The 25802-nt window shown below is 75.0% G+C and carries 12 protein-coding genes; 6 read left to right on the top strand and 6 right to left on the bottom strand.

Going from position 1 to position 25802, the window contains the following annotated elements:
- Nucleotides 1–36: 36 nt before the first annotated feature.
- Complete coding sequence (locus C9F11_RS48500; RefSeq protein ID WP_269078070.1) at nucleotides 37–13053, bottom strand: type I polyketide synthase; 13017 nt, start codon at nucleotides 13051–13053, stop codon at nucleotides 37–39.
- A gap of 1944 nt (nucleotides 13054–14997) precedes the next feature.
- The gene (locus tag C9F11_RS04195) at nucleotides 14998–15534 is read right to left on the bottom strand and encodes a MarR family transcriptional regulator (protein ID WP_138957970.1); all 537 of its coding nucleotides are present in this window, start codon (nucleotides 15532–15534) and stop codon (nucleotides 14998–15000) included.
- Between the two features lie 39 nt (nucleotides 15535–15573).
- Here C9F11_RS04195 and C9F11_RS04200 point away from each other — a divergent pair, with 39 nt between their 5' ends.
- The gene (locus C9F11_RS04200) at nucleotides 15574–16524 is read left to right on the top strand and encodes an EamA family transporter (RefSeq protein ID WP_138957971.1); all 951 of its coding nucleotides are present in this window, start codon (nucleotides 15574–15576) and stop codon (nucleotides 16522–16524) included.
- 21 nt (nucleotides 16525–16545) lie between these two features.
- Here C9F11_RS04200 and C9F11_RS04205 read toward each other — a convergent pair whose 3' ends face one another.
- The 3 genes from C9F11_RS04205 to C9F11_RS04215 form a co-directional block, all read right to left on the bottom strand.
- Nucleotides 16546–17007, bottom strand: coding sequence for a MarR family transcriptional regulator (locus C9F11_RS04205; RefSeq protein WP_138957972.1), 462 nt, complete (start codon nucleotides 17005–17007; stop codon nucleotides 16546–16548).
- Between the two features lie 62 nt (nucleotides 17008–17069).
- Nucleotides 17070–17429 (bottom strand): DUF6204 family protein, encoded by a 360-nt coding sequence (locus C9F11_RS04210; RefSeq protein WP_138957973.1) that lies wholly within the window; start codon nucleotides 17427–17429, stop codon nucleotides 17070–17072.
- 75 nt (nucleotides 17430–17504) lie between these two features.
- The gene (locus tag C9F11_RS04215; RefSeq protein ID WP_138957974.1) at nucleotides 17505–18170 is read right to left on the bottom strand and encodes a MerR family transcriptional regulator; all 666 of its coding nucleotides are present in this window, start codon (nucleotides 18168–18170) and stop codon (nucleotides 17505–17507) included.
- A gap of 136 nt (nucleotides 18171–18306) precedes the next feature.
- On the opposite strand from C9F11_RS04215, the gene C9F11_RS04220 reads away from it, so the two are divergent.
- A complete protein-coding gene (locus tag C9F11_RS04220) occupies nucleotides 18307–19614 on the top strand; it encodes a YhgE/Pip family protein (RefSeq protein WP_138957975.1) in 1308 nt (435 codons plus the stop codon).
- Nucleotides 19615–19672: 58 nt separating this feature from the next.
- On the opposite strand, the gene C9F11_RS04225 is transcribed toward C9F11_RS04220, so the two are convergent.
- A complete protein-coding gene (locus C9F11_RS04225) occupies nucleotides 19673–21334 on the bottom strand; it encodes an ATP-binding cassette domain-containing protein (RefSeq protein ID WP_138957976.1) in 1662 nt (553 codons plus the stop codon).
- 323 nt (nucleotides 21335–21657) lie between these two features.
- Between C9F11_RS04225 and C9F11_RS04230 the strand changes: the two genes are divergently transcribed.
- From C9F11_RS04230 to C9F11_RS04240, 4 genes are all read left to right on the top strand, one after another.
- Complete coding sequence (locus tag C9F11_RS04230; RefSeq protein WP_138957977.1) at nucleotides 21658–22824, top strand: lactate 2-monooxygenase; 1167 nt, start codon at nucleotides 21658–21660, stop codon at nucleotides 22822–22824.
- 223 nt (nucleotides 22825–23047) lie between these two features.
- Nucleotides 23048–23203, top strand: coding sequence for a DUF6131 family protein (locus tag C9F11_RS47260; RefSeq protein WP_171075627.1), 156 nt, complete (start codon nucleotides 23048–23050; stop codon nucleotides 23201–23203).
- A 74-nt stretch (nucleotides 23204–23277) separates the two neighbouring features.
- The gene (locus tag C9F11_RS04235) at nucleotides 23278–24825 is read left to right on the top strand and encodes an FAD-dependent oxidoreductase (RefSeq protein WP_138957978.1); all 1548 of its coding nucleotides are present in this window, start codon (nucleotides 23278–23280) and stop codon (nucleotides 24823–24825) included.
- A gap of 176 nt (nucleotides 24826–25001) precedes the next feature.
- On the top strand, nucleotides 25002–25757 hold the full coding sequence (locus C9F11_RS04240; RefSeq protein WP_138957979.1) for a calcium-binding protein: 756 nt from the start codon (nucleotides 25002–25004) through the stop codon (nucleotides 25755–25757).
- The last annotated feature ends 45 nt before the right edge of the window (nucleotides 25758–25802 follow it).

Raw genomic sequence — 25802 nt, forward strand, 5'->3', positions numbered from 1 at the left:
CAGCGGTGCGGACGGGTTCGACGCGGTCCGACCTGGTCACGAGGTCTCGAGTTCGTTGTCGAGGTAGCCGAAGAGTTCGTCGTCGGTGGCGGCGGAGACGTCGGACTCGATGTCCGCGTCGTCGTCCGCGTCACCGGCCCGCGCGTCGCTCCACTTGGCGAGCAGGGCCCGCAGCCGCAGGTCGACCTTCGTGGCGGTGCCGTCGTCGGCGAGGGCGAGCAGTGAGCTCTCAAGCCGGTCGAGCTGGGCGAGCACACCGGTCTCCGGCTCGGGCTCGGTGCGCGGGAGCAGGGTGAGGACGTGCCGGGTGATCGCGGCGGCCGACCGGTGGTCGAACACGAGCGTCGAGGGCAGTCGCAGGCCGGTGGCCGCGGTGAGCCGGTTGCGCAGCTCGACCGAGGTCAGCGAGTCGAAGCCGAGGTCCTGCAGCCCGCGGCCGGGATCGATGTGGGTGGCCGCGGAGTGGCCGAGCACCGCCGCGACCTGCGCGCAGACGAGGTCGAGCACGGTCTGCTCGCGCTCGGCCGCGGACTGGCCCGCGATGACGTCGGCGAACGCCGTGGTCGCGGCGGCGGGAGCCGTCGTGGCGCGGCGGGCGGGGGCGCGGACCAGGCCCCGCAGCATCGGCGGCAGGGTGCCGTCGGCCGCTTGGCCGCGCAGGGCCGCGGCGTCGAGGAGGACCGGCACGAGCTCGGCGCGGTCGTCCCGCGTCCCCGCGTCGAGCAGCGCGAGCGCGTCCTCGGTGGGCAGTTCGAGGATGCCGGAGCGGCCGAGCCGGGCCCGGTCGCCCCCGTCGAGCCCCGCCGTCATGCCGCTGGCGGCGGCCCACATGCCCCACGCGAGGGAGACGCCGGGCAGGCCGAGCGCGTGGCGGCGGCGCACGAGGGCGTCGAGCGCCGTGTTCGCGGCCGCGTAGCTCGCCTGGCCCGCGCTGCCGAGGATCCCGGCGGCCGAGGAGAAGACGACGAACGCGGACAGGTCGGCGTCCCTGGTCAGTTCGTCCAGGTGCAGCAGCCCGTCGACCTTCGGGCCGAACACGCGGTGGATCCGCTCGGGCGTCAGGGACTCCAGTACGCCGTCGTCGACGACGCCCGCCGCGTGCACGACCGCGCCGAGCGGCCGGTCGAGGGAGGCGAGGAGCGCCGCCACGGACGCGCGGTCGGCCACGTCGCACGCCGCCACGGTCACCTCGGCGCCGAGCGCGGCGAGGTCGTCCCGCAGCTCCGCGGCACCGTCGGTCGCGAGCCCCTTGCGTCCCGCGAGGACGAGCCTGCGGACGCCCCGGTCGGTGACCAGGTGCCGGGCCACGAGGGCGCCGAGCGTGCCGAGGCCGCCGGTGACCAGGACCGGGCGGTCCGGGTCGAGCGGTGCGGGCACGGTCAGCACGGCCTTCGCCGCGCCGAGGTCCTGGCCGAGCCCGCGGAACGCCTCGGGTGCGCGGCGCACGTCCCAGGTGCGGACGGGCAGGGGGCTCAGGGCGCCCGCCTCGAAGAGGGCGAGGACCTCGGTCAGGATCTCCTGGAAGCGGTCGGGGTCCGGCTGAGGGCTGTCGTACGCGAACTCCAGCGGATCCGGGAGGGCTTCGGCCTCCGCCGTCGGCGGGGTGAGCAGGACCTCGGCGTCGCCGCCGGTCCCGGTGGTGTGCACCCGCGCGCCCCAGTGCCGGGCGAGCTGCACGGCCGCCGTGCCGATGTCACCGGCCGCCGCGGGCACGAGGACGGGCTGTCCCCGGTGCAGCCCGGCCAGGGCGTGGTGGGCGGTCACGAAGGCCTGGGGCAGGGCGGCGGCGCACGCGAAGGTCAAGGCCGCGGGCATCGGGGCGAGCAGCCTGCGGTCGGTGACCGCGAGCGGCCCGAAGGCGTGGGTGGCGGCGCCGAGCACGCGGTCGCCGACCGCCAGGTCGGTGACGTCCGTGCCGACCTCGGTCACCACGCCCGCGACCTCGCTGCCGAGGGCCGCGTCGGCCTCGGTGCCGAGGGCGGTGCGCACGTCGCTGGGGTTCAGGCCCGCCGCGCGGACGGCGACGCGGACCTCGCCGGGCGCGAGGGGCGCGGCGGCGTCGGGGTGCGGCACCAGGGCGAGGTCGTCCGGGGAGCCGCCTGCCGCCGCGCTGAGCCGCCAGGGGCCGTCGGCGGGCGGGGTGAGCAGGCCGTCGGTGGTGGCACGGGCGAGCCTGGGCGCGTCGACCCGTCCCGCCCGTACGACCGTCTGGGGCTCGTCGGAGGCCAGCGCGGCGGGCAGGGCCAGGGCGGAGTCGTCGGTGTCGTCGAGGTCGACCAGGGCGAAGCGGCCGGGGTTCTCGGTCTGCGCCGAGCGCACCAGGCCCCACACGGCGGCCTGCGCCGGGTCGGGCGACGCGGTGGCGACGGCGCCGCGGGTCACGAACACCAGGCGGGTGTGCGCGGTCCGCTCGTCGGCGAGCCAGTCCTGGGCGAGGGCCAGGGCCCAGGCCACCGTCTCCCGCACCGTCCGCGCGTCCGCGGCGGACGGTCGGGGGCAGGGCGCGAGCAGGTCGGTCACGCCGTCGAGGGCGCCGAAGTCGGCCACGGTCGGCGCGTGGGCGCCGAGGTCGTCGGTGCCGAGGACGGCGAGCCCGGCCGGGCTCGCGCCGGAGGTCTCGACGGGCACCCACTCCAGGGCGAACAGGGCGTCCGCGGCCGGGGCCGCGGCCTTGCGGAGGTCCGCGGGGCGCATCACGAGCGACTCGACGGTCGCCACCGGCCTGCCCGCCGGGTCCGCGACGGCCAGCGCCATCGTGTCCTGCCCGGTGGGCGTCCAGCGCACCCGCAGCGTCGAGGCGCCGACGGCGTGCAGGCGTACGCCCGTGAAGCCGAACGGCAGGCGGGGGCCGCTGCCGGTCTCGTCCAGGGCGCGCAGGACGGGCGCGTGCAGCGCGGCGTCGAGCAGGGCGGGGTGCACGCTGAAGCCCTCGCCGCCCGCCGGGTCCTCCAGGGCGACCTCGACGTAGACGTCGCCGCCGAGGCGCCAGGCGGCGCGCAGGGCGCGGAACACGGGCCCGTAGCCGTAGCCGAGTGCGGTGAGCCGGTCGTAGACGTCGTCGACGTCCATGGGCGTCGCGCCCTCAGGCGGCCAGGCCGCGAGGTCGGTCGCCGGTGCGTCGCCCGTGGTGAGCCTGCCGGAGGCGTGCTCGGTCCACGGCGCGTCCCGGTCGGCGTCCTCGGCGCGGGCGTGCACCCGGATGCTCCGGCCGCCGTCGGTCTCCGCGCCGACGGCGACCCGCAGGGCGACGCCGCCGCGTTCGGGCAGGACGAGGGGGGCGTGCAGGGTCAGTTCCTCGACGGTGTCGAGGCCGCAGTGGCCCGCGGCGTGCAGGGCGAGGTCGAGGAAGCCCGTGCCGGGGAACAGGACGCGGTCACCGACGCCGTGGTCGGCGAGCCACGGCTGGGTCCGCGTGGACAGCCTGCCGGTGAACACCACGCCGTCGGAGTCGGGCAGGGCGACCGCGGCACGGAGCAGCGGGTGGTCGCCCGTGGCGACGCCGAGGGCCGCCGTCGCTCCGTCGCCCGCGGGCGCCACGGCCGCGGTGAGCCAGTACCGCTCGTGCTGGAAGGCGTAGGTGGGCAGGTCGACGCGGGCGCCGCGGCCGCCGAGGGCGGCGGCCAGGTCGAAGCGGGCGCCGCGGACGTGGAGGTGCGCGGCGGCGCGGGTCAGGGCGTCCGCTTCGGGCCTGTCGGAGCGCAGCGTCGGGACGAACACGGTGTCGGGGGCGCTGTCCTGGCCCATCGTGGCGAGCACGCCGCCGGGCCCGCACTCCAGCATCGTCGTCACGCCCTGCGCGACGAGCGCCGTGACGCCGTCGGCGAACCGTACGGGCCGGCGCACGTGCCGCACCCAGTGGTCCGGCGACGCCAGCTCCTCGGCGTCGACGGGCGTGCCGGTGAGCGTGGACACGATCGGGATCCGGGGCGCCGCGAACGACACGCCTTCGAGGACCCGGCGGAACGCGTCGAGCATCGGCTCCATCAGCGGCGAGTGGAAGGCGTGGCTGACCCGCAGGCCCGTCACCTTGCGTCCCTGTGCCTTGAGGCGGTCGGCGAGGGCGAGCACTTCGAGGTCGCTGCCGGACAGGACGAGGGAGTTCGGGCCGTTGATGGCGGCGATGCCGACGTGCTCGGAGCACTCCGGCGCGATCTCCTCCTCGGTGGCCTGTACGGCGACCATGACGCCGCCGGTGGGCAGCGCCTGCATGAGCGCACCGCGCGCGGCGACGATCGCGCAGGCGTCGGCCAGCGAGAACACGCCCGCGACGTGCGCGGCGGCCAGTTCGCCGATGGAGTGCCCGGCCAGGGCGTCGGGCCGCAGGCCCCAGGACGTCCACAGCCGGTACAGGGCGACCTCGACGGCGAACAGCGCGGGCTGGGCGTACTCGGTGCGGTCGAGGACGGCCTGGTCGGCGCCGAAGACGACGTCGCGCAGCGGCAGGTCGAGCAGCGGGTCGAGGTGGGCGAACACCTCGTCGAGGGCGTCGGCGAACACGGGGTGCGCCTCGTACAGGCCGCGGCCCATGCCGACGCGCTGGGAGCCCTGGCCGGAGAAGAGCACGGCGAACGTGCCGCCGTCGGGGGCGCCGTGCACCACCGCCGGGTGGTCGGTGCCTTCGGCCAGCGCGTCGAGACCGGCCTGGAGTTCGGGCGCGACGGTGCCGAGGACGACCGCGCGCCGGTCGAGCGCGGCCCGGCCGAGCGCGAGCGTCGCGGCGACGTCCACCGGCGACAGGCCGGGCCGCTCGTCCACGGCGGCCGCGAGGCGGACGGCCTGCTCGCGCAGCGCGGCGGTGTCGCGGGCGGACAGCGGCCAGGCAAGGAGTCGGCCGTCGGGCTCGGCCGCCGGGGCCGGGGCGGCGGGTTCGGCCTGTTCGAGGATGACGTGGCCGTTGGTGCCGCTGACGCCGAACGCGGAGACGGCGGCCCGCCTCGGCCTGCCGGACTCCGGCCACGGCCGCTGCTCGGCGAGGAGTTCGACGGCGCCGGTCGTCCAGTCGACGTGCTGGGAGGGGCGGTCGAGGTGGAGGGTGCGCGGCAGCACGCCGTGCCGGAGCGCCTGCACCATCTTGATGACGCCCGCGATGCCGGAGGCGGCCTGGGTGTGGCCGATGTTCGACTTCAGGGCGCCGAGCAGCAGCGGCCGCCGCGCGGGGCGGTCCTGGCCGTACGTGGCGAGGAGCGCCTGTGCCTCGATGGGGTCGCCGAGGCGGGTGCCCGTGCCGTGGCCCTCGACGGCGTCCACGTCGGCGGTCGTCAGGCCCGCGTTGGCGAGGGCCGCGCGGATGACGCGCTGCTGGGCGGGGCCGTTGGGCGCGGAGAGGCCGTTCGACGCGCCGTCCTGGTTGGTCGCGGAGCCCCGGACGACGGCGAGGACCTCGTGGCCGTTGGCGCGTGCGTCGGAGAGCCGCTCCAGCAGGATCAGGCCCGCGCCCTCGCCCCAGCCGACGCCGTCGGCCGCGTCGGCGAACGGCTTGCACCGGCCGTCGGGGGCGAGGCCGCCCTGGAGGCTGAACTCGGCGAAGGCCGTCGGCGTCACCATGACGGCGGCGCCGCCCGCCAGGGCCATCGAGCACTCCCCGGACCGCAGTGACTGCACCGCGAGGTGCAGGGCGACCAGCGCCGACGAGCACGCGGTGTCCACGGTGACGGCGGGCCCGCGCAGGCCGAGGGCGTAGGCGACGCGGCCCGACACGACGCTCAGCGCGTCGCCGGTCAGCCGGTAGCCGTCCATCTCGGGGGCCGCCTGCTCCAGGGTGCCCGCGTAGCTCTGCGGTGAGGCGCCGACGAACACGCCGGTGAGGCTGTCGCGCACCGAGGACGGGTCGATGCCCGCCCGTTCGAAGGCCTCCCAGGCCAGTTCGAGCACCTGCCGCTGCTGGGGGTCCATGGCCAGGGCCTCGCGGGGGGCGATGCCGAAGAAGCCCGCGTCGAAGCCGCCCGCGTCGTAGACGAAGGCGCCCTCCAGGGTGCGGCTGCGGCCGTGGGCCTCCGCGTCGGCCGGGTACAGCCGGTCGGTGTCCCAGCCCCGGTCGTCAGGGAAGGGCCCGATGGCGTCGCGCCCGGCGAGGACGAGGTCCCACAGGTCCTCGGGTCCGCCGACGCCGCCGGGGAAGCGGCAGCTCATCGCCACCACCGCGATCGGCTCGTCCGCGGCGCGGGCGGCGACCCGGCCCGCCGCGGCGGTGTGCCGCTCGCCGAGCACCACGGTGTGCAGGTGCTGGGCCAGCGCCGTGGGCGTGGGGTGGTCGAACACGACGGTCGTGGGCAGCCGTACGCCGGTGGCCGTGGTGAGGCGCTTGCGGAGCTCGATGGCGGTGAGGGAGTCGAAGCCCAGCTCGCGGAACGCCCGGTCGGGGGTGACGGTGTCGGCGCCGTCGTGGCCGAGGACGGCGGCCGCGTGGCCGCGCACCAGGTCGAGCAGGAGCCGGTCGCTCTCGGCTTCGGTGAGCCCGGCGAGCCGGTCGGCGAGCGCCCCTCCGGCGGCGGGCTGTTCCGCCGCGTCCCGCTCGGCCAGCGCGACGACGTCGGGTATCTCGCCGATGAGCGGGCGCGAGCGGGCCGCGGTGAAGCCGGGGGCGAAGCGGGCCCAGTCGACGTCCGCGACCGTGAGGGTCGTCTCGCCCGTCGCGAGGGCGGTGGCGAGCGCGCCGACGGCGAGTTCCGGCCGCATGGGGCGCATGCCCCTGCGGCGCAGCTGGTCGTCCAGGTCGCCGGTCACCATGCCGCCGCCCGCCCACATGCCCCAGGAGACCGAGGTGGCGGGCAGGCCGTCGGCGCGGCGGCGCTGCGCGAGTCCGTCGAGGAAGGCGTTGGCCGCGCCGTACGCGCCCAGTTCGCCGCTGCCCCACACGGCGGAGCCGGAGGAGAACAGGACGAACGCGTCGAGGTCGCGCCCGGCGCACAGCTCGTCGAGGTGGGCCGCGCCCGCGGCCTTCGCGGCGAGGGCGTACGCGAGGTCCGAGGTCTCGGTGTCGGCCAGCGGCAGGGACGGGACGGTGCCCGCCGCGTGGAAGACCGAGCGGACGGGTGTGCCGTCGGCGTCGAGCCGGGCGAACAGCTCGGCCAGGGCGGTGCGGTCGGCGGCGTCGCAGGCGGCGACGGTGGTCCGGACCCCGAGCGCGGTCAGCTCGGCCGCCAGCTCGGGTGCGCCGGGCGCGTCGGCGCCGCGGCGGCTGGTCAGCACGAGGTGCTCGGCGCCGTTGCCCGCGAGCCAGCGGGCGACGTGGCCGCCGATGGCTCCGGTGCCGCCGGTGATGAGTACGGTGCCCGTGGCCCGCCAGGGGGGTGCCGCCGCCGGCGCGGGGGCCGGTGTGAGGCGGCGTACCGACACGCCGGAGGCGCGGATCGCCAGCTGGTCCTCGTCCGCCCGGCCGGCCAGGACGGCGGCGAGCCGCGTCGTGGTCCGGGCGTCGGGGGTCACGGGCAGGTCGACGAGTCCGCCCCAGCGGTCCGGGTGTTCGAGGCCGACGGTGAGGCCGAGGCCCCACACCTGGCTCTGCGCCGGGTGGGTCAGCGGGTCGGACCGGCCGACGGACACCGCGCCCGTCGTGGCCAGCCACAGCGGCGCGCCGATCCCGGCGTCGCCGAGCGCCCGTACGAGCGCCAGCGTGCCGGAGAGGCCGCTCGGGACGACGGGGGCCGCCGGGTCGGGCCGTTCGTCGAGGGCCAGCAGCGACAGGACGCCGCTGGGTACGACGTCCACGGCGCGCAGCGACTCGGGCGAGCCGTCGGCCTCCAGGACGTCGGCGCCGTGGGCGCGCAGCGCCTCGACGGCCGCCGTGTGCCAGGGGTGTTCCGCCTCGGCCCGCGAGCCGACCACGAGCCAGGTGCCGGTGAGGGCGGGCGCGGGGGCGGCGGCGAGCGGGCGCCAGGTGATCCGGTGGCGCCACGCGTCGGCGGCGGACCGCTCCTGGCTGCGCCGCCGCCAGTCGGCCAGGCTGGGCAGGACGTCGGTCAGGGGGGCGTCGGCGGGCACGTCGAGGGTCGCGGCGAGGTCGCCGCGCTCCACCGCGGACCAGAACTCCGCGAAGGCGGGGTCGTCGCCCGCCGTCGTACGGGCGGTCTCCTCCAGCCAGAACCGCCTGCGCTGGAAGGGGTAGGTCGGCAGGTCCACGTGCTGCCCGGCGGGCACCGCGGCCCGCCAGTCGAAGGGCAGGCCCTCCACGTACGCCTCGGCGGCCGACAGCAGGAACCGGTCGAGGTCGCCGTCGGTGCGGCGCAGCGTGCCCACCACGACGGCCTCGGCGTCGGCCGCTTCCAGGGTCTCGCGCACGCCGAAGGTGAGCACGGGGTGCGGGCTGCACTCCACGAACACACCCACGCCCCGGTCCAGCAGACCGCGCGTGCCCTCCTCGAAGCGCACCGTGTTGCGCAGGTTCTGGTACCAGTACGCGGCCCCGACCTCGGTCCCGGTCAGCCACTCCCCCGTGACCGTGGACAGCATCGGCACCTGCGCGGGCACGGGCTCCAACCCGGCCAGCACGTCGGCCAGTTCCTCCTGGATGCGCTCGACGTGCGGCGAGTGCGAGGCGTAGTCGACGGGGACCCGGCGGGCCCGTACGTCGTCGGCGGCGCATGCCTCCATCAGCTCGTCGAGGGCGTCCGCGTCGCCCGCCACGACCGCCGAGCCGGGGCCGTTGACCGCGGCGACGGAGATCCGGCCGTCCCAGCGGGCGATCCGCTCCCGCGCGGCCTCGACCGTCACCGCGAGCGACACCATGCCGCCCTGCCCGGAGAGCGCAAGGATCGCCTTGCTGCGCAGCGCCACGACCTTGGCGGCATCGGCGAGGGACAGCGCGCCCGCCACGTGCGCGGCGGCGATCTCCCCCTGGCTGTGGCCGACGACCGCGTCGGGCTCCACACCGTACGAGCGCCACAGCGCGGCCAGCGACACCATCACCGCCCACAGCGCGGGCTGCACGACATCCACGCGCTCCAGTGCGGCGGCATCGTTCAGGACGTCGTACAACGACCAGTCCACATACGGCGCCAACGCCTGCGCACACGCGTCGAGGGAGGCGCGGAACACCGGCGAGGACTCCGCCAGCTCCACCCCCATGCCCAGCCACTGCGACCCCTGACCGGGAAACACGAACGCCACCTTCCCCGCAGGCCGCGCGACACCGACCGCCACCCGGGCGGACTCCGCCCCGTGAGCCACCGCCGCCAACGCCTCGGCGCCACCCCCGACCACCACGGCCCGGTGCTCGAACACCGACCGGGACAGCAGGGTGTCCGCCATGTCGGCGGAAGCGAACTCCTCCGCGGCGACGGCGAGTTGGGAGGCGTGCGCGCGCAGGGCGTCCTCGGTGCGCGCGGAGAACACGAAGGGCACCGGCGCCGACGGCGGGTCGGCCGGGGTCTCCGGGGTGGCCGGGATGTCGTCGGGTGCCTGCTCCAGGACGGCGTGGGCGTTGGTGCCGCTGATGCCGAACGAGGACACGGCGGCGCGCCGGGGGCGTGCGACCTCCGGCCACGGCGTGGTCTCGGTGACCAGCGACACCGCGCCCGACGACCAGTCGACGTGCGGCGTGGGCTCGGTGATGTGCAGGCTCCTGGGCAGCACGCCGTGGCGCAGCGCGAGGACCATCTTGATCAGGCCCGCGACGCCGGAGGCCGCCTGGGTGTGGCCGATGTTGGACTTCACCGAGCCGAGCAGGAGCGGGCGGTCCGCCGTGTGCTCCTGGCCGTACGTGGCGAGCAGCGCGTCCGCCTCGATCGGGTCGCCGAGGCGGGTGCCGGTGCCGTGCGCCTCCACGGCGTCGACCTCGGCGGCCGACACGCCCGCGTCGGCGAGCGCCTGCCGGATCACCCGGCGCTGCGCGGGGCCGCTGGGGGCGGTGAGGCCGTTGGACGCGCCGTCCTGGTTGATGGCGGTGCCCTTGATCAGCGCGAGGACGGGGTGGCCGTTGCGCCGTGCGTCGGAGAGGCGTTCCAGGAGCACCATCGTGGCGCCCTCGGCGAGGCCGAAGCCGTCCGCGCTCGCCGAGAACGCCTTGCACCGGCCGTCCGGGGCCAGCGCGCGCTGCCTGCTGAACTCCACGAACATGCCCTGCGAGGGCATGACCGTGACGCCGCCCGCGAGGGCGAGGGGGCACTCGCCGCGCCGCAGCGACTGCACGGCGACGTGCAGGGCGGTCAGCGACGACGAGCACGCCGTGTCCACGGTGACGGCCGGTCCCGCGAACCCGAAGGTGTAGGAGAGCCTGCCGGACGCGACGCTCGCGGTGTTGCCGGTGAGGAGGTAGCCCTCCAGGTCGGCGGGCGCCTCGTGCAGACGGGGGCCGTAGTCCATCGTCATGGCGCCCACGAACACGCCCGTCCGGCTGCCCCGGACCTGGGCCGCGTCGATGCCCGCCCGCTCCAGGGCCTCCCAGGAGATCTCCAGGAGCAGCCGCTGCTGGGGGTCCATCGCCAGGGCCTCGCGCGGCGAGATGCCGAAGAACTCCGGGTCGAACTGGGGGGCCTCGTGCAGGAATCCGGCCTCGCGCTGGTAGTAGCCGCCCGCCCGTTCGGCGTCCTCGTCGTAGCGTCCGTCCAGGTCCCAGCCCCGGTCGGCGGGGAAGGCGGTGAGGCCGTCGCCGCCCTCGGACAGCAGCGTCCACAGGTCCTCGGGGCTGCGTACGCCGCCGGGGAGGCGGCAGCTCATCGCCACGACGGCGATCGGCTCGTCGTCCTCGACCGCGGCGAGGGTCACCGGCTCGTCGTCCTCGGTGGGGGTGCCGAGGACGATCCGGCCGATGTGCTCGGCGAGGCCGCGGCACGTGGGGTTGTCGAAGACCGCGGAGACGGGCAGGTTCAGGCCGGTGGCCGCGTTGAGCAGGTTGCGCAGGGTCACCGCGCCGGCCGAGTCGAGGCCGAGTTCCAGCAGCGGCGCGTCCACGTCGGCGGCGGTGCCGAGGGGCCCGACGACGGCGGCCAACTGGGTGCGAACCAGGTCGAGCAGGAGTTCCGGGCGGTCGGGGGCGTCCGCGAGCCGGTCGGCGAGCGAGGCGGCGGGGGCGGCCTCGGGCACCGTGTGCAGGGGGTAGGCGGGCAGGGGCACGGCGCGGGCGCCCCGGCCCGCGAACACCGCCTCCCAGTCGGGGAGTGCGCCGTGCGCGTGCAGTGCGGCGAGCGCGGCGGCCAGGTGGTCGGCGCTGCCCTTGCCCCGGCGCAGCGTGCCGACGACGGCGGCCTCGACGGCGGCGTCCTCGATGGTCTCCTGCACGGCCCGGGTCAGGACGGGGTGGGGGCTCGACTCCAGGAGCAGCCGGTGTCCGGCGGCGAGCGCGGCGCGGGTGGCGCTCTGGAAGTCGGCGGTGCCGCGCAGGTTGCGGCACCAGTGGTCCGCGGTGAGGGTGAGCGGGTCGACCCGGGCGCCCGTGGTGGCCGTGTAGATCGGCACGTCCGTCGGGCGGGGGGTGAGGGGGGCCAGGTCGGTGCCCATCAGGTCGAGGACCGCGTCGACCTGGCGGCCGTGGGCCGCGAGGCGGATGTCGATGCTCCTGGCCCTGATGCCGTCGGCGGCGAGGTCGGCGAGGAGTGCGGTGGCCGCGTCCTCGGTGCCGGAGACCAGGACCGAGCCGGGGGCGTGCACGGCGGCCAGGTCGAGGCCCTCGTAGCGGGTGAGGCGCTCGCGCACCTCGTCGGCGGAGGCGAGGACCGAGACCATCACGCCGCGTTCGAGCAGGTGCACCTGGGCCTGGCTGAACAGGGCCACGGCCCGCGCGCCGTCCTCCAGGGACAGCGCGCCCGCGACCGTCGCGGCCGGGATCTCGCCGACGCTGGAGCCGATGACGGCGCCGGGCCGCACGCCCCAGGACCGCCACAGCGCGGCCAGGGACACCATCATCGCCCAGAGCGCGGGCTGCCCCACGTCCGGCCGGTCGAGGGAGGGTGTGTCCGTGGTGCCGCGCAGGACGTCGAGGACGGGCCAGTCCACGTACGGCGTGAGGGCGTCCGCGCAGGCGTGCAGCTGGTCGGCGAAGACCGGGTGGGCGGCGAGGAGTTCGTCGGCCATGCCCAGCCACTGCGGTCCGTGCCCGGGGAACACGAAGGCGATGCCGTCGGTGGGGTCCGCGGCCGGGAGCGCCGACGCCGTTAACGCCGGGCCCGGCACCACTAAGCGGCCCTCGCTGAGGGCGAGCAGCTCGTCGGTGAGCCGTGCGCGGTCGCCGCCGGTGAGCGCGGCGCGGCGGGCGAGCGCGGGCCGGGTCGTCGCGAGGGAGTAGGCGAGGTCGACGACGGGCAGGCCGGGCTCGGCGGTGAGCAGCGCGTGCAGGTCGGCGGCCCGTGCCCGCAGGGCGCCGGGGCTGTGCGCCGACAGGGCGACCGGGACCGCGGGTCCTTCGGGGGCGGTGCGCCCTGCCCCGGGGCGGCCCGCGCGCAGGGCGGCCTCGACGAGGGCGGGGACCGAGTCGGGCCACGCGTGGTCGTCGTCGAGCCGGTAGGCGAAGGCCGCGGTCCGGGCGTCGTCCCGGCGGGCGAGCACGACGAAGGCGCCGTCGGCCCCGACCAGGGCCGTGGCGCACGCGCCGGACCGGAGGGCGGCGACCGCTTCGGCGAGGGGGGCGCGGCCGGTGCGGCCGGTGCGGTGCGGGTTCGCCGGGTCGGGGAGGCCGAGGATCCGCGCCAGCTCGCCGGCGCCGTCCTTGCCCGCGTCCTCCGCGCCCGTCTCCTCCGCGCCCGCGCCGGTCGCGCTCGCTTCGGCGGCGCCCGTTACGACGGCGTCCGCTTCGGCGGCGTCCGCTTCGGCGGCGTCCGCTTCGGCGGCGTCCGCTTCGGCGGCGTCCGCTTCGATGGCGCCCGCGTCGGCCACGGCTGCTTCGGTCGCGCCCGCGTCGTCGGCCGCAAGGAAGACATCGATGTCCGCACGGTCGCGGGTGCCGATGCCCGCGTCCTCACAGGCCGTCCACGCCGATTCCGCTTCGGCCGCCCGGTCCGCGGGCAACGGCACACCGGTCAGCTCGGCCAGTACACCGGGATCCTGCCGCGCCCGCACCGGTGCCGCGGGTGCGGCACCGATGACGGCGACAGCGCTGGTGTCCACTCGTACCGATTCGCACATGGCGGTCTCCGCCCCCGTGAGTCGTCCATTAGTACTGAACTGATGGTTGCTCGGCCCGGATTGGATCGAGCCTTTCTCAGCCAATCCTCCGCGACAACGAGTGCAAGTCAAAACCAGCGCTTCGAAAAATGTCAACCGACGAACATTTTCAGCCTGGGGCGCGAACGCCGCCGTTTACACCCTACTTACAAGGCGTTTACGAGCGGCGGGCGGGTGGGAATGGCCGTAGCCCCGCGGACTCGCGGAATTCACCGAGCGGACTTCCGTAATCTGCGCGCCCCGCAGCGGTCGCAGAGGAGACGAGCGAGCCTCTCCCATGCCCCATGGCGCAGTAAGGCTTGCCCTTTCGGGCAGAAAGCGCCTGGCGTTCCGGATGGCTGGAAAACCCATGTCAGAGGCGTGTTTCGGTGCCCGAAGACCATGCAGCCACACCATTCAGGCCACCAAGGTCACATTATCGCGCCAACCCGGAAATCATTACTGGCCGGGGACGTCGGCGGCGGGCAGGGCTGCGGCGCTTGCACGGCGGCGATGTTCCCGGGTACGCGTTGCCCTGACGGCCGGGATGGAGCGCGGCCCCGCGTGGAGCGCCCCGGTCCGCGACGCTCACACCTCCGAGAATCCGCACGTCCCAGGGCCATTGCGCGGCTGCCGAGCGCGGGGCGCACGGCGGGCTCGGGGCGGGCCGGCACCGGCGCCGCCCACCGGGGCGAGCACTTCGCGCCACCGCGGGACGGTCGGCCGGGGCGACGGGGCGGCCACTGGAGTCACAGCGGCAGGAAAAAATAGGAGGGAAGTTGGCCCGATCAGCGCGCACCAGGTAAAAGGGCGACAAGCAAACTGCCATTAGCCCCGACCAGAGACAGGCCGGGGTTAGGAACGGTGATATGGGAGCCCTATTCATAGGGGCGCGCTCAGCCCGCCCCGGTCTCCAGGGGCAACGGAAACGGCACACAGGAAAAAGGCCAACACTTATACGGTCGACTGCCGGGCTCGGGCGTCTTTTTCGCATGCCCCCGTGCGAGCACCGGCCTCAAGGAAGATATTCCGGCAAGGCGATCCACCGGGAAGTCCGATGGGATGTGCAGCCGGATCGTGCGAGGTCAGAGGATTACGTTATCCGAACTCTCGTGTTGCGACCAACCATATCCCCGTGGGCGCTGCCCGCACCAGCCTCTCTTTTTGTGGCCGTCGCGAGCGAAAACAACACTCCCTCGCGGCCCTTCACGGGCGGCGCCGGGGGTCGTTTACGCGCTGACAAATATGCGGCAGCGAATCATTCACACCCACTCCACCTGGTGTTACTCTACGTAATTTTGCGACCGCGATAGATGACTTTGGCATATGCCCTACGTCCTGCGCGGCTCCCGCGGGCCGCGCCTCCGCGCCACGCCCATGCCCGTTCGGCCACGATCAGGCTCCGTTTCCTGCCCGTTTCGGGCCCCCATACCCACTCTCCGTGGCCCACCTCACACTCTCCGCGCCGCCCGGCGACGCCCGGCCGGGGCGCGGGCACCTCTCCGGAGCCCCCCGTCGCGGCCGGGCCCGCCACCGGGCCGTTCACCCGGGCCGCGCGGCCCGGGTGAACGGCGGACCGACGGCGACCGTCCGCACACCGTCCGCGCGGTGAAGCCGGACCCGCCCCCCACCAGCACCAGGTATCCGCAGGTCGCAGGCGTAAGCCCGAGATGCCCTGGAGGGCGCGAAGCCCAGCCGCCCGGTGCAGTACGCGGTGCCCGAACAGCGGGAAGATCATGCACGTTCGGGCGGCGGCCCCCCTCGGCATCGGTGGCGCCCACGCGCCCACGGCCGCGCCCGCCTCACCGGCCATGGCCTCCGCCCCGGCCCCAGCGGGCCGTCCCGGCGTCTCGCCCGCCCCGTCGGCCGGTCCGGCGCGCCCGCGACGGAGCCCGCCCAGGCACCGCCGGTGTCGCCCGCGTTCGTTCACCCACCGTCACGCGTGTGCGGCGGTTCCACACGGGAGAGCCAGGTCGTGAGCAGTGCTTCGAGCGACGCCGCTTCGTCGGGGGTCAGGAGGTCCACCAGCTGACGTTCGTTGCGCATGTGGTCGGTGAACGCCTCGTCGATCAGTTCCCGTCCGGGCCCGGTGAGAGCGACGATGCGGCCGCGCTGGTCGTCGCCGGAGCGGCGCCGGGTGACGAGTCCGGCCCGCTCAAGGCGGTCGATCCGCTTCGTCATCGCCCCGGTGGTGACCATGGTGTGCGCGGCCAGCTCGCCGGGCGCCCGCTCGTAGGGCGCTCCGGCCCGGCGCAGCGCGCACAGCACGTCGAACTCGCCCTCACCGAGACCGTACTGCCCATAGACGAGGCAGAGTTGCTCGGTGAGCCGGTCGGCCAGGCGGTGCAGCCGGCCGATCACCCCCTGCGGGGTGACGTCGACATCGGGCCGCTCGCGGCGCCAGTCGGCCTGGATGCGGGCCACGCGGTCCCGCGGCTGGTCCCCCCTGCGCACATCGTCCATCCGCACATACTAACTTCCCAGGAAGCTATATTAGCTTCCATGGAAGCCAATGTGCGATGGGTGGCACTGACCGCGATCGCTCCGGTGGCCTGGGGCACGAACTACTTCGTCACGCACGAGTACCTCCCCGCGGACCGCCCGCTGTCGGGGGCCGCACTGCGCGCGCTGCCCGCGGGCCTACTGCTCCTCGCCGTGCGCGGGCAGCGGCCGCGCGGCGCGTGGTGGTGGCGCTCCGCGGTGCTCGGCCTGCTCAACGTGAGCGTGTTCTTCGTCCTCGTCTACGTCGCCTCGCAGCTGCTGCCGACGAGCGTCGCCGCCACGGTCATGGCGGTGTCCCCGCTGACGATGATGCTGATCGCCTGGCTCGTGGTGTCCGAACGCCCCAGCGCCACCCACCTGTCGGGCGCGGTCGTCGGCCTCGCCGGGGTCTGCCTCATGCTGCTCACGGGGGTGGAAGGGGTGAGCGTGCCGGGCGTCCTCGCCTCGGCCGCCGCCATGCTGATGTCGTCCTTCGGCTACGTCCTGGCCAAGCGCTGGAGCGCCGACGCCGACGTGCTCGCCTCGACCGCCTGGCAGCTCACCGCCGGGGGCCTCTTCCTGCTCCCGGTGGCCGCCGCCGTGGAGGGCCCGCCCGCCGCGCTCTCCCTCTCCGAGATCCTCGCGTTCGTCTACGTCGGCCTGATCGCCACGGCCCTGGCCTTCGCCGCCTGGTTCACGGGGCTGCGCCATCTGCCCGCGGGGACGGTGGGTCTGATCGGACTGCTCAATCCCTTCACGGGCGTGCTGCTCGGCACGGCGGTCGCCGCGGAGGTGCTGACCGTGCGGCAACTGTGCGGGCTCGCCCTGGTGCTGGCGGGGGTCGTCCTCGGCAGGCCCGCACGCGCGGGGCGGCGCGGCGGCGGCCGGACACGCACGCGTGCCGTCGCCGACGGGCGGCCCGGCTCCGGCGAGGACTCCGCACGCGATCCCTCTCGGTGCGGCCCCGGGTGAAGGCCGCACCGAGGCCCCAGGTCAGGCGGATGGGGTGGCGCCCCGCCCGTCGAGGCCGGTGCCGCCGAGGCGGGTCAGCGCGGCGGACAGGGAGGCGACGTCCTCCGTCGCCCACGCGGGCGGCGCGAAGACGTCGGCGGCGACCCGCTCGGCCGTGGCGAGCATCTCCGCCAGGCGTTCACGGCCCGTGTCGGTCAGCGCGGCGTACGCCACCCGGGCGTCGCGGGCGTTCGCCTCGCGCGTGACGAGGCCGATCCGCTCCAGCGGGGCCAGGCCCCGGGTCACTCCGGACGCGGTCAGGCCGAGCGCCTCGGCCAGGTCCACCCGGCGCATGCGGTCGCCGGGCGCCTGCCCCAGGCGCAGGAGCATGGTGAAGTCGGCCAGGCTCACGCCGTGCAGGCCGCCCAGGGCCGCGTCGAACCGCTTCACCAGGGCGGTCTGGGCCCGTACGAGACGCAGCGACGCGTCGAGGGCATCAGTCATTGCTTCCTCCTTGACTGCTCAAGCTTAAGGCAAAGCTTGAGCAGTCAAGAATCGGAGTCGGGTCAGGTGCGCCGCTGGGCGGCGGCCCGGCGCCGCCGCTTGCCGAGCGGCGCCTGCGAGAGGTCCTCGGCCTGGGACCGGAGGTTCTTGTAGCCGTAGCCGCCCCGCGCGAGCCACGCCTTCGCGGCCGCCTCGGCCCGGTCGGCCGCCTCCAGGATGTCCTCCTCCGCCTCCCCCTCGGCCTGGAAGCGGAAGGTGAAGGCGGGCCGGGCCGCGATGTCGTAGCTGAGGTGCCCCTCGGGCGTGAAGGCGGCGCGCAGCACGTCGTGCTCCGCAGCCCGCGCCAGCAGCTCGGCCCGCTGGTCGGGCGTCAGTCCGTCGAAGACACCGCGCACGGTGATACGGAAGGTACGAGTAGTCATCCGGCGACCTTAGCCAGCGGGAGCGGAGGCGCTCCACCGCGTTTCCCGGCGGAGCGACCGGCTCCGCCGGGGCGGTCACGCGTCGCCGGAGCCCCCCGCCGCCTCCATCCGGCGGCGCACCTGGTCCTCCTGGGCCAGGCGCCGCAGGAGTTCGAGTACGGGGCCGGAGAGGGCGAGGACGACCACGGCCTGCTCGGCGAGGGCGGGCGAGTCGTCGAAGTCCGCCGCGCGTTCGAGGTCGAGGCGGGCGATCGACCGGGCCAGCTCCCCATAGGCGGCGAGCCGGTCCAGGCGGTAGTTGGCGTCGAGGCGTCTGAGCTCCCGCAGCACCGTCGTCAGCCCCTGGACGTGCGGGGAGTCGTCGGGGACCTGCCAGTCCATGGCGGCGATGAGGTCCGCGGCGTCCGCCTCCGCCGCCGCCTCGGCCGCCGCCTCCCGCTCCCCGTCCCCGGCCGGGGCCTGCGCGACGGGCACCGGCAGTGCGTAGCTGATCGCCTTGAGCGTGCCGTCGGTGCTGTCGGCCCGGTCGACCGCCGCGAGGACGTCGCCGGTGGCGGCGATGGACAGGCCGCCGAGCGTGGTGAGCGCCTTGATCAGGCGCAGCCGCTGGACGTGCTCCTCGCCGTACTCGGCCAGCGTCGCGGCCGTCGCGCGGCCCGCGGGCAGCAGCCCCTGGCGCCGGAAGTACTTGATGCTGGCGACCGGTACGCCGGTCCTCTGGCTGAGCTCGGAGATCTTCACGCGGCTTCCTCGACGACGGGGGACGCGTCCCGGCAGCCCCTCACGGCAATTGGACACCACCAACTCGATACTGTCACTATCTAGAGCTGGATACCTTAAGTATCTAGTTACGTAGCGTCAGTGCACTGGAGCGTCCATGCCTTCCCCTCAGCCCTCGTCCGCGCTCCGCAGCCCCCGGCTGTGGATCGGCACGGGCATCATCGTCGCGGTGGTCTCCACCTTGTTCGCCCTGCTCTACGTGGGCGGCAACGTGAACCCCAAGGGCAACCTGCGTGACCTGCCCGTCGCGCTGGTCAACAACGACCGCGGCGCGGGCACGGGCAAGCAGCACCTCAACGTCGGCGACCAGGTCGTCTCCGGCATCAAGAAGGCCGCCGCGGACAACGACAGCATCGACTGGCAGGTCCTCAGCCAGGCCGAGGCCGACAAGCGCCTCGGCCAGGGCAAGCTCTACGGCGCGCTCGTCGTGCCCAAGGACTTCACCGCCACGGTCGGCGGCCTCAGCAGCGCGCAGCAGAAGAACCCCGCCGCGCCGACCCTGACGGTGCTGACCAACCAGGCGGCCGGAAGCTTCGGCTCCTCCATGGCGAGCCAGGCCACGCAGAAGGCCGCCCACGCCGCGTCCGCGCAGCTCGGCAAGGAGCTCCTCGGCCGCGCGAGCGAGCAGAAGGCGCCGCTCGCCCCCGCCGCCCGGCTGATGCTCACCGACCCCGTGACCGTCCAGGTCGCCGACGGCCACCCGCTGGAGACGCACAGCGCCATGGGCCTGAGCGCCTTCTACTACGCCCTGGTCCTGCTGGTCTCCGGCATGCTCGCCGCCAACGTGATCCACTCCCAGGTCGACACGGCGCTCGGCTATCTGCACTCCGACTTCGGCCCGTTCCGCCAGCGCAACCCCCTGCGCCGCACCAGCCGCGTGCGCACCCTGGCCATCAACTCGGCCCTGATGCTGGGTCTCTCCGTGGTCATGGGCTCCCTCGTGGAGCTCGCCACGGTCGGCGTCCTCGGCATGGACGCGGACCACCTCGGCCTGCTCTGGCTCTACTCCGTGGGCACCATCGCCGTCGTCGGCCTCAGCGCGCTTGCGCTGCTCGCCGTCTTCGGCACCCCCGGCATGCTGCTCTCGACCATCGTCTTCGTCGCCATGGCCGTCCCGTCCTCCGGCGCCACGGTGCCGCTGGAGGCGCTGCCCGGGTTCTTCCGCGCGCTCGCCGAGTTCGAGCCGCTGCGCCAGCTCACCGGGGGCCTGCGCGCCATCCTGTACTTCGGCGCCCAGGGCGACGCCGGACTGACCCGCGCCTGGATCTCCATGGGCATCGCCCTGGTCGTCTCCCTGCTGTTCGGCTTCGGCATGACCCGCCTGTACGACCGCAAGGGCCTGCACCGGGTGCCCGCCGAGCCCGCCGAGGCCACCGAGGCCGCGCCGGAGCCCGCGACGGCCTGATACCCGCCCCGCCCACGGCCGGGCCGGAACGGTATGCACCGTTCCGGCCCGGCCGTCGTCATTCCCGGCGTTCGGCGAGCACCAGGCGCGGCCAGTCCGCGAGGTCCCGCAGGAGCCGGCGGTCGTGCGTGGCGACGACGACGGCCGCGCTCGTCCCCCGGACGGCGTCGGTCAACTCGTCGACGAGCGCCGCCGACAGATGGTTGGTCGGCTCGTCGAGCAGGAGCAGACCGGGCCGCGCGGCCAGCGCGAGGGCCAGGTCGAGGCGCCGCCGCTGCCCCTGCGACATCCGCCCGACCGGGGTGCGCAGCGCCTCGGCGTCCAGCAGGCCGAGCGCCTTGAGCGGGACGGCGTCGGCGTCGCGCAGCGTCCCTCCCGCCACGAGCCGCCCCACATGCCGGGCGTGCGCCTCGCGGGCGGTGAGCGCGGGGTCCTGCCCCGCCGTCTCCTGGGTGAGCCGGACGACCCGCGCGCCCCGGGCCGTCCGGACGTACCCCTCCGTGGGCGCGAGCGCACCGGCGAGCACCGCGAGCAGCGTGGACTTCCCCGCGCCGTTCGGCCCGGTGACGAGCAGCCGGTCGCCGCCGTCGACGCTGAGGCCGACCGGGCCCGCCAGGCGTCCTTCGACCGCGACGCCGTGCGCCCGCAGCTGCGGCGCCCCCGGCCGGACGCCCGGGTCCGGCCAGCGCAGCGCCGCAGGCGGCTCCGGGACGTCGATCCGGTGCGCCTCCAGGGCGTCCTGCTGCCGCTTCAGGGCCTGGACGACGCCCGGCGCGCGGGACTGGCGCTGGTGCTTGCCGGTCCCCTTCTCCGGCCGCCAGCCGGTGGAGAGCCGGTCGCGGGCCCTGGACACCGCGTCCTGCAGGTGCCGGTGCTCGGCCTGCTGCTCCCGGTGGTCCTGCTCCCAGCTCTCGCGCTCACGGCGCCGGGCGTCCTGCCAGGCGTCGTAGCCGCCGGCGTACAGGCGCGGCCTCGCGTCCCGGGTCGCGTCGAGGTCGAGGAAGCGGTCGGCGACGTCGCGCAGCAGCGCCCGGTCGTGGCTGACGACGGCGAGGCCCCCGGCGTGCTCGCGCAGCCTGCGGGTCAGGAAGTCCAGGCCGTCGGCGTCGAGGTGGTTGGTCGGCTCGTCGAGCAGCAGGACGTCGTGGTGCGCGCCGAGCAGACAGGCCAGGCGGACCCGGTAGCGCTGCCCCACGGAGAGGGTCGCCAGCGGGCGCTCCCGGTCGGCGGGGGCGCCGAGGGCCTCCAGGGCGACGTCGACGCGGCGTTCGGCGTCCCAGGCGTCGAGCCGGGTGGCGGCGTCGAGCGCGGCGGCGTAGCGGTCGTCGGCGCCGGGGCGGCCCTCGGCCAGGGCGTGGGTCGCCCCGTCCAGGGCGGCGAGGGCCGCGAGGGAGGCGGCGAGCGCCGCGGACGTCAGGGTGCCCACGGTCGCGCCGTCGGGTACGGCGAGCTCCTGGCGGGCCAGGCCGATGGTGCCGGCCCGGTGCACGCTGCCCTCGTCGGGCGCGATCAGTCCGGCGAGGACGTGAAGGAGCGTCGTCTTGCCCCGGCCGTTCTCGCCGACGACGGCGAGCCGCGAGCGGGCGGGGACGGTGACCGAGACGTCGTGCAGGACGCGGCGGGATCCGCGGGTGACGGTGACGCCCTCGGCGCGGACGTGTGCGCTGCCGCCCGCCTCGACGGGCAGGGGCGGGGTTTCGGGGGTGGGCGTGAGGTTCACGGGGTGCTCCGCAGCTCGCAGGGAGCCGGGCAGCGCACAGCGGCCGCCCGGCGGGAACCGGGACGGCGAGCGCGGATTCAGCAGAGGAAGGCGCCGCCGTCAGCGGGCGGAGCGGACCTTCTGCGACCAGATGCCTCGTGCCATGCCGATCACGGTAACAAGGGCGGCGCCCCGGTTCATCCGAATTTCCGCCGGTCATGGCGCGGCCCGCGCGGCCGCGCCGCACAAATCCGGTGAACGGCTGTGGTGGGGCGGGCCCGCCGCGCTGCACCCTGGTCGCTGGATCGCCGCACCGGGACGGCGGTAGGCGGAGAGGCAGGCACATGGGGCAGGCATTCGGTTCCTACCAGAACGAGATCTACCTCGAAGGGCTCGGCGGGGTCGTCCCGCGCTTCCCGATGGACTTCGCCGGGTGGGAGGCCAGGGCCCGGGCGGCGCTGCCGCCTTCGGTGTGGTCGTACGTCGCGGGCGGGGCGGGGGACGAGCGCACCCAGCGCGTCAACGTCTCCGCGTTCGACGGCTGGGGGCTCGTCCCGCGCATGCTCGTCGGCGCCGCGGAGCGCGACCTGTCCGTCGGACTCTTCGGGACGAGGCTGCCCTCGCCCGCGCTCATGGCGCCGATCGGCGTGCTCGGTCTGTGCGCGCAGGACGGGCACGGCGACCTGGCCACCGCGCGGGCGTCCGCCCGTACCGGCGTACCGATGATCGCCTCCACGCTGTCCGTCGATCCCCTGGAGGAGGTGGCCGCCGCGCTCGGGGACACGCCCGGCTTCTTCCAGCTCTACACCCCGAGCGACCGGGACCTGGCGGAGAGCCTCGTCCGCCGGGCGGAGTCGGCCGGATTCCAGGGCATCGTGGTCACCCTCGACACCTGGGTGACGGGCTGGCGTCCGCGCGACCTGAGCGTCAGCAACTTCCCCCAGCTGCGGGGCCACTGCCTCGCCAACTACTTCTCGGACCCGGTCTTCCGCGCACAGTTGAAGCGGCCGCCGGAGGAGGACCCGCAGGAAGCCGTCCTCAACTGGGTGCGCGTCTTTCCCCACGCGCTCACCTGGGCGGACCTGCCCTGGCTGCGCTCGCTGACCGATCTGCCGCTGATCCTCAAGGGGCTCTGCCACCCCGACGACGTGCGCCGGGCCAAGGACGGCGGGGCGAACGCCGTCTACTGCTCCAACCACGGCGGCCGCCAGGCCAACGGCGGGCTGCCCGCCCTGGACGCGCTGCCCGGCGTGGTGGAGGCCGCCGACGGGCTGCCGGTGCTCTTCGACTCCGGCGTCCGCAGTGGCGCGGACATCGTCAAGGCGCTCGCCCTGGGCGCCACCGCCGTCGGCATCGGCCGCCCCTACGCGTACGGGCTCGCCCTCGGCGGCACCGACGGCATCGTCCACGTGCTCCGCTCGCTCCTCGCCGAGACCGATCTGATCATGGCCGTCGACGGATACCCGGCGCTCGGCGACCTCACGCCGGAGGCGCTCCGCCGCGTGGTGTGACACGACCGCGTGTCGAGCCGGGGAAGCGGGGTACTGGGATTCTCACGCCGCCTCGACGACGCGACCGCGCGGTCGCGTCGAGCACGGCGGCTCCACGTCCGGTGGCCCGTGCCACCGGGCGCCCTCCCCCGACGACACAGCCAGTACGTCGCCCCCGGCCCGGCCGGTACGGCATCACACCGACGGGCGCATACTGGAATATATCCGCACATTGGAGGACCCAATGATCGCGATCGGCCTCGTCCTGCTCGTCATCGGCCTGGTGGCCGGCATCTCGATCCTCTGGACGATCGGTGTCGTCCTCGTCGCCGTCGGCGCCGTTCTCTGGCTCCTCGGCGCCGTCGGGCACGCGGTGGGCGGACGACGTCACTACTGGTAGCAGCGCACCGCACGACCGCCGCGGCCCCCCGGGGCCGCGGCGGCGCCCGCACCCGGCCCCCGAGGGGAACCGTCATGCAGCGCACCGCAGTTGTCGACGAGTCGTACTGGCTGGCCACGACGCCCGAGACCCGCTACCCGGCCCCCGACACGGATCTGACGGCGGACGTCGCGGTCATCGGCGGCGGCATCGCCGGTCTCTGCACGGCGTGGGAGCTCACCCGCTCCGGCCTCGACGTGGTCCTCCTGGAGGCGGACCGCGTCGCCGCGGGCGTGAGCGGGTACACGACCGCCAAGCTCAGCGCCGCGCACGGCCTGCGCTACGCGCGCCTGGAGGCCGAGCACGGCGCCGACGACGCCCGCCTCTACGCCCTCTCCCAGCAGGAAGCCGTCGAGCGGACCGCCGGACTGTGCGCCGACCTCGGTATCGACGCGGACCTGGAGGGCGCCCCCGCCCTCACCTATCTGCGCGACTCCGAACGCGTCCACGAGCTCCGGGACGAGGCCGCCGCGGCGCGGCGGGCCGGACTCGACGCCTCCTTCGTGACCGACACCGAACTGCCCTTCGCCATCGCGGGCGCGGTCCGCGTCGAGGGCCAACTCCAGTTCCATCCGCGGAAGTTCCTCCTCGCCCTGGCCGAGCACCTCACCCGAGCCGGCGGCCGCGTCTTCGAGCGCGCCCGGGTCACCGGCCTCCACGACGGCCACCGGTGCCGTCTGACCACCGAGGCCGGTGGCACCGTGCGGGCGCGCGACGTGGTCATCGCCACGCACTACCCGGTCTTCGACCGCACCCTGCTCTTCACCCGGCTCACCCCCCGCCGGGAGCTGGTGCTCGCCGCACCCGTGCCGTCGGCCGCGGCCCCCACGGGCATGTACCTCACACCGGAGGACGGGGTCCGCTCACTGCGCAGCGCGCCGTACGACCAGGAGCGGCGCCTCGTCATCGTCACCGGGGAGTCCTTCACGCCGGGAACGGGCGACGTGCGGGAGCGGTACGCCCGGCTCGACGCCTGGGCCCGCGCCCACGTGCCGGACTTCGCCCGGGCGGACACCGGCTACCGCTGGGCGGCGCAGGACAACGACTCGCTGGACCACCTCCCCTACGTCGGCCACGCCCACCCCGGCACCCGGCACGTCTATGTGGCCACCGGCTTCGGCGGCTGGGGCATGAGCAACGGCGTCATGGCGGGCGGGCTGCTCACGGCCCACATCACCGGCGGGCCCCGCCCCGCCTGGACCGACCTGTACGACCCGCGCCGGCTGCCGCCGGTCCGCGACGCGGGCCGGCTCGCCGCCCAGCAGGCGGCCGTGGCCAAGCACTTCGTCGGCGACCGGCTGCACACCGCGCACGTCGACTCGATCGCGGACGTCCCGCCCGGCAGCGGAGCCGTCATGCGCCTGGAGGGCCGCCGGTGCGCCGTCCACCGCGACGCGAGCGGCCAGGTCAGCGTGGTCTCCGCGCGCTGCACCCACCTCGGCTGCCTGGTGCACTTCAACGACGCGGAACAGGCCTGGGAGTGCCCCTGCCACGGCTCCCGCTTCGCGACGGACGGCTCGGTCCTGCACGGCCCCGCCACCCACCCCCTCGAACCGCGCGGGACGCCGGACCCGCCCGCCTGACGGCCCCTCGCCCCGGGGGCCCGGGCCGCTCGTATGCCGTACCGGCGAATGGTTGTACGTGACGCACGTGGCGATCGCCACGGTGATGAAGATGTGGTGAAGACCGTAAGGTCACTTCGTTCACATCTATCGCCGGGCAGCGCTCGCGTCCCGGCACCATCCGTGGGGGACTTGTCATGCAACACCGCACTCGCATCGCCGTGTTCGGCTCCGTGCTCGCCGCGGCCGCCGTGGGCTTCACCGCCCCCGGGGCCCTGGCCGCCGCGCCCGAGGGCATCTCGATCACGAACGTCACCGTGAACGACGGCAAGCCGGTCGTGCTCGGCACCACCGCAGGCAAGACCTTCAAGGTCTCGGTGACGGCGAGCACCGACTCCGCGATCACCGAGTCCGACATCACCCTGTTCGGCCCGAACTCGAACGTGGCGCAGCCGCAGACCACCCCCAAGTGCACCACCGAGGGCACGAAGGCGACCTGCACCGGGACGTTCACCATCGACCCCGACGTCGACTTCTACGACAACACGCCCGCGGGCACGTGGTACGTCAACCCCCTGCTGGTCTCCGACACCGACAGCATCTACGCGGAGAAGGCCGGGAAGTTCAAGGTCCAGCGCGAGTCGAAGCTGACGGTCGACGCCTCGCCCGAGCCGATCAAGAAGGGCAAGACCCTGACCATCACGGGCGCGCTGACCCGCGCCAACTGGGAGACCCACAAGTACGCCGGCTACACCGGCCAGTCGGTGACCCTGGAGTTCAAGAAGAAGGGCGCCACCGCCTACACCGCGGTGAAGACCGTCAAGACCGACACCAAGGGCAACCTGAAGACCACGGTCAAGGCCTCGGTCGACGGCTCGTACCGCTACGCCTTCGCGGGCAACGCCAGCACCGGGGCCGTCAACGCCGCCGGTGACGCCGTCGACGTGCGTTGATCGCCACGTCGTAGGCACCGGTTGAGCGGCGGGCGCGCGGGGCAC

Origin of the sequence: Streptomyces sp. YIM 121038, assembly GCF_006088715.1 — a bacterium.
Classification (GTDB): domain Bacteria; phylum Actinomycetota; class Actinomycetes; order Streptomycetales; family Streptomycetaceae; genus Streptomyces.

Coding starts and splice junctions, on each gene's coding strand:
- C9F11_RS48500 (WP_269078070.1), bottom strand. CDS start 13,053: ATGTGCGAATCGGTACGAGTGGACACCAGCGCTGTCGCCGTCATCGGT.
- C9F11_RS04195 (WP_138957970.1), bottom strand. CDS start 15,534: ATGGACGATGTGCGCAGGGGGGACCAGCCGCGGGACCGCGTGGCCCGC.
- C9F11_RS04200 (WP_138957971.1), top strand. CDS start 15,574: ATGGAAGCCAATGTGCGATGGGTGGCACTGACCGCGATCGCTCCGGTG.
- C9F11_RS04205 (WP_138957972.1), bottom strand. CDS start 17,007: ATGACTGATGCCCTCGACGCGTCGCTGCGTCTCGTACGGGCCCAGACC.
- C9F11_RS04210 (WP_138957973.1), bottom strand. CDS start 17,429: ATGACTACTCGTACCTTCCGTATCACCGTGCGCGGTGTCTTCGACGGA.
- C9F11_RS04220 (WP_138957975.1), top strand. CDS start 18,307: ATGCCTTCCCCTCAGCCCTCGTCCGCGCTCCGCAGCCCCCGGCTGTGG.
- C9F11_RS04230 (WP_138957977.1), top strand. CDS start 21,658: ATGGGGCAGGCATTCGGTTCCTACCAGAACGAGATCTACCTCGAAGGG.
- C9F11_RS47260 (WP_171075627.1), top strand. CDS start 23,048: ATGATCGCGATCGGCCTCGTCCTGCTCGTCATCGGCCTGGTGGCCGGC.
- C9F11_RS04235 (WP_138957978.1), top strand. CDS start 23,278: ATGCAGCGCACCGCAGTTGTCGACGAGTCGTACTGGCTGGCCACGACG.
- C9F11_RS04240 (WP_138957979.1), top strand. CDS start 25,002: ATGCAACACCGCACTCGCATCGCCGTGTTCGGCTCCGTGCTCGCCGCG.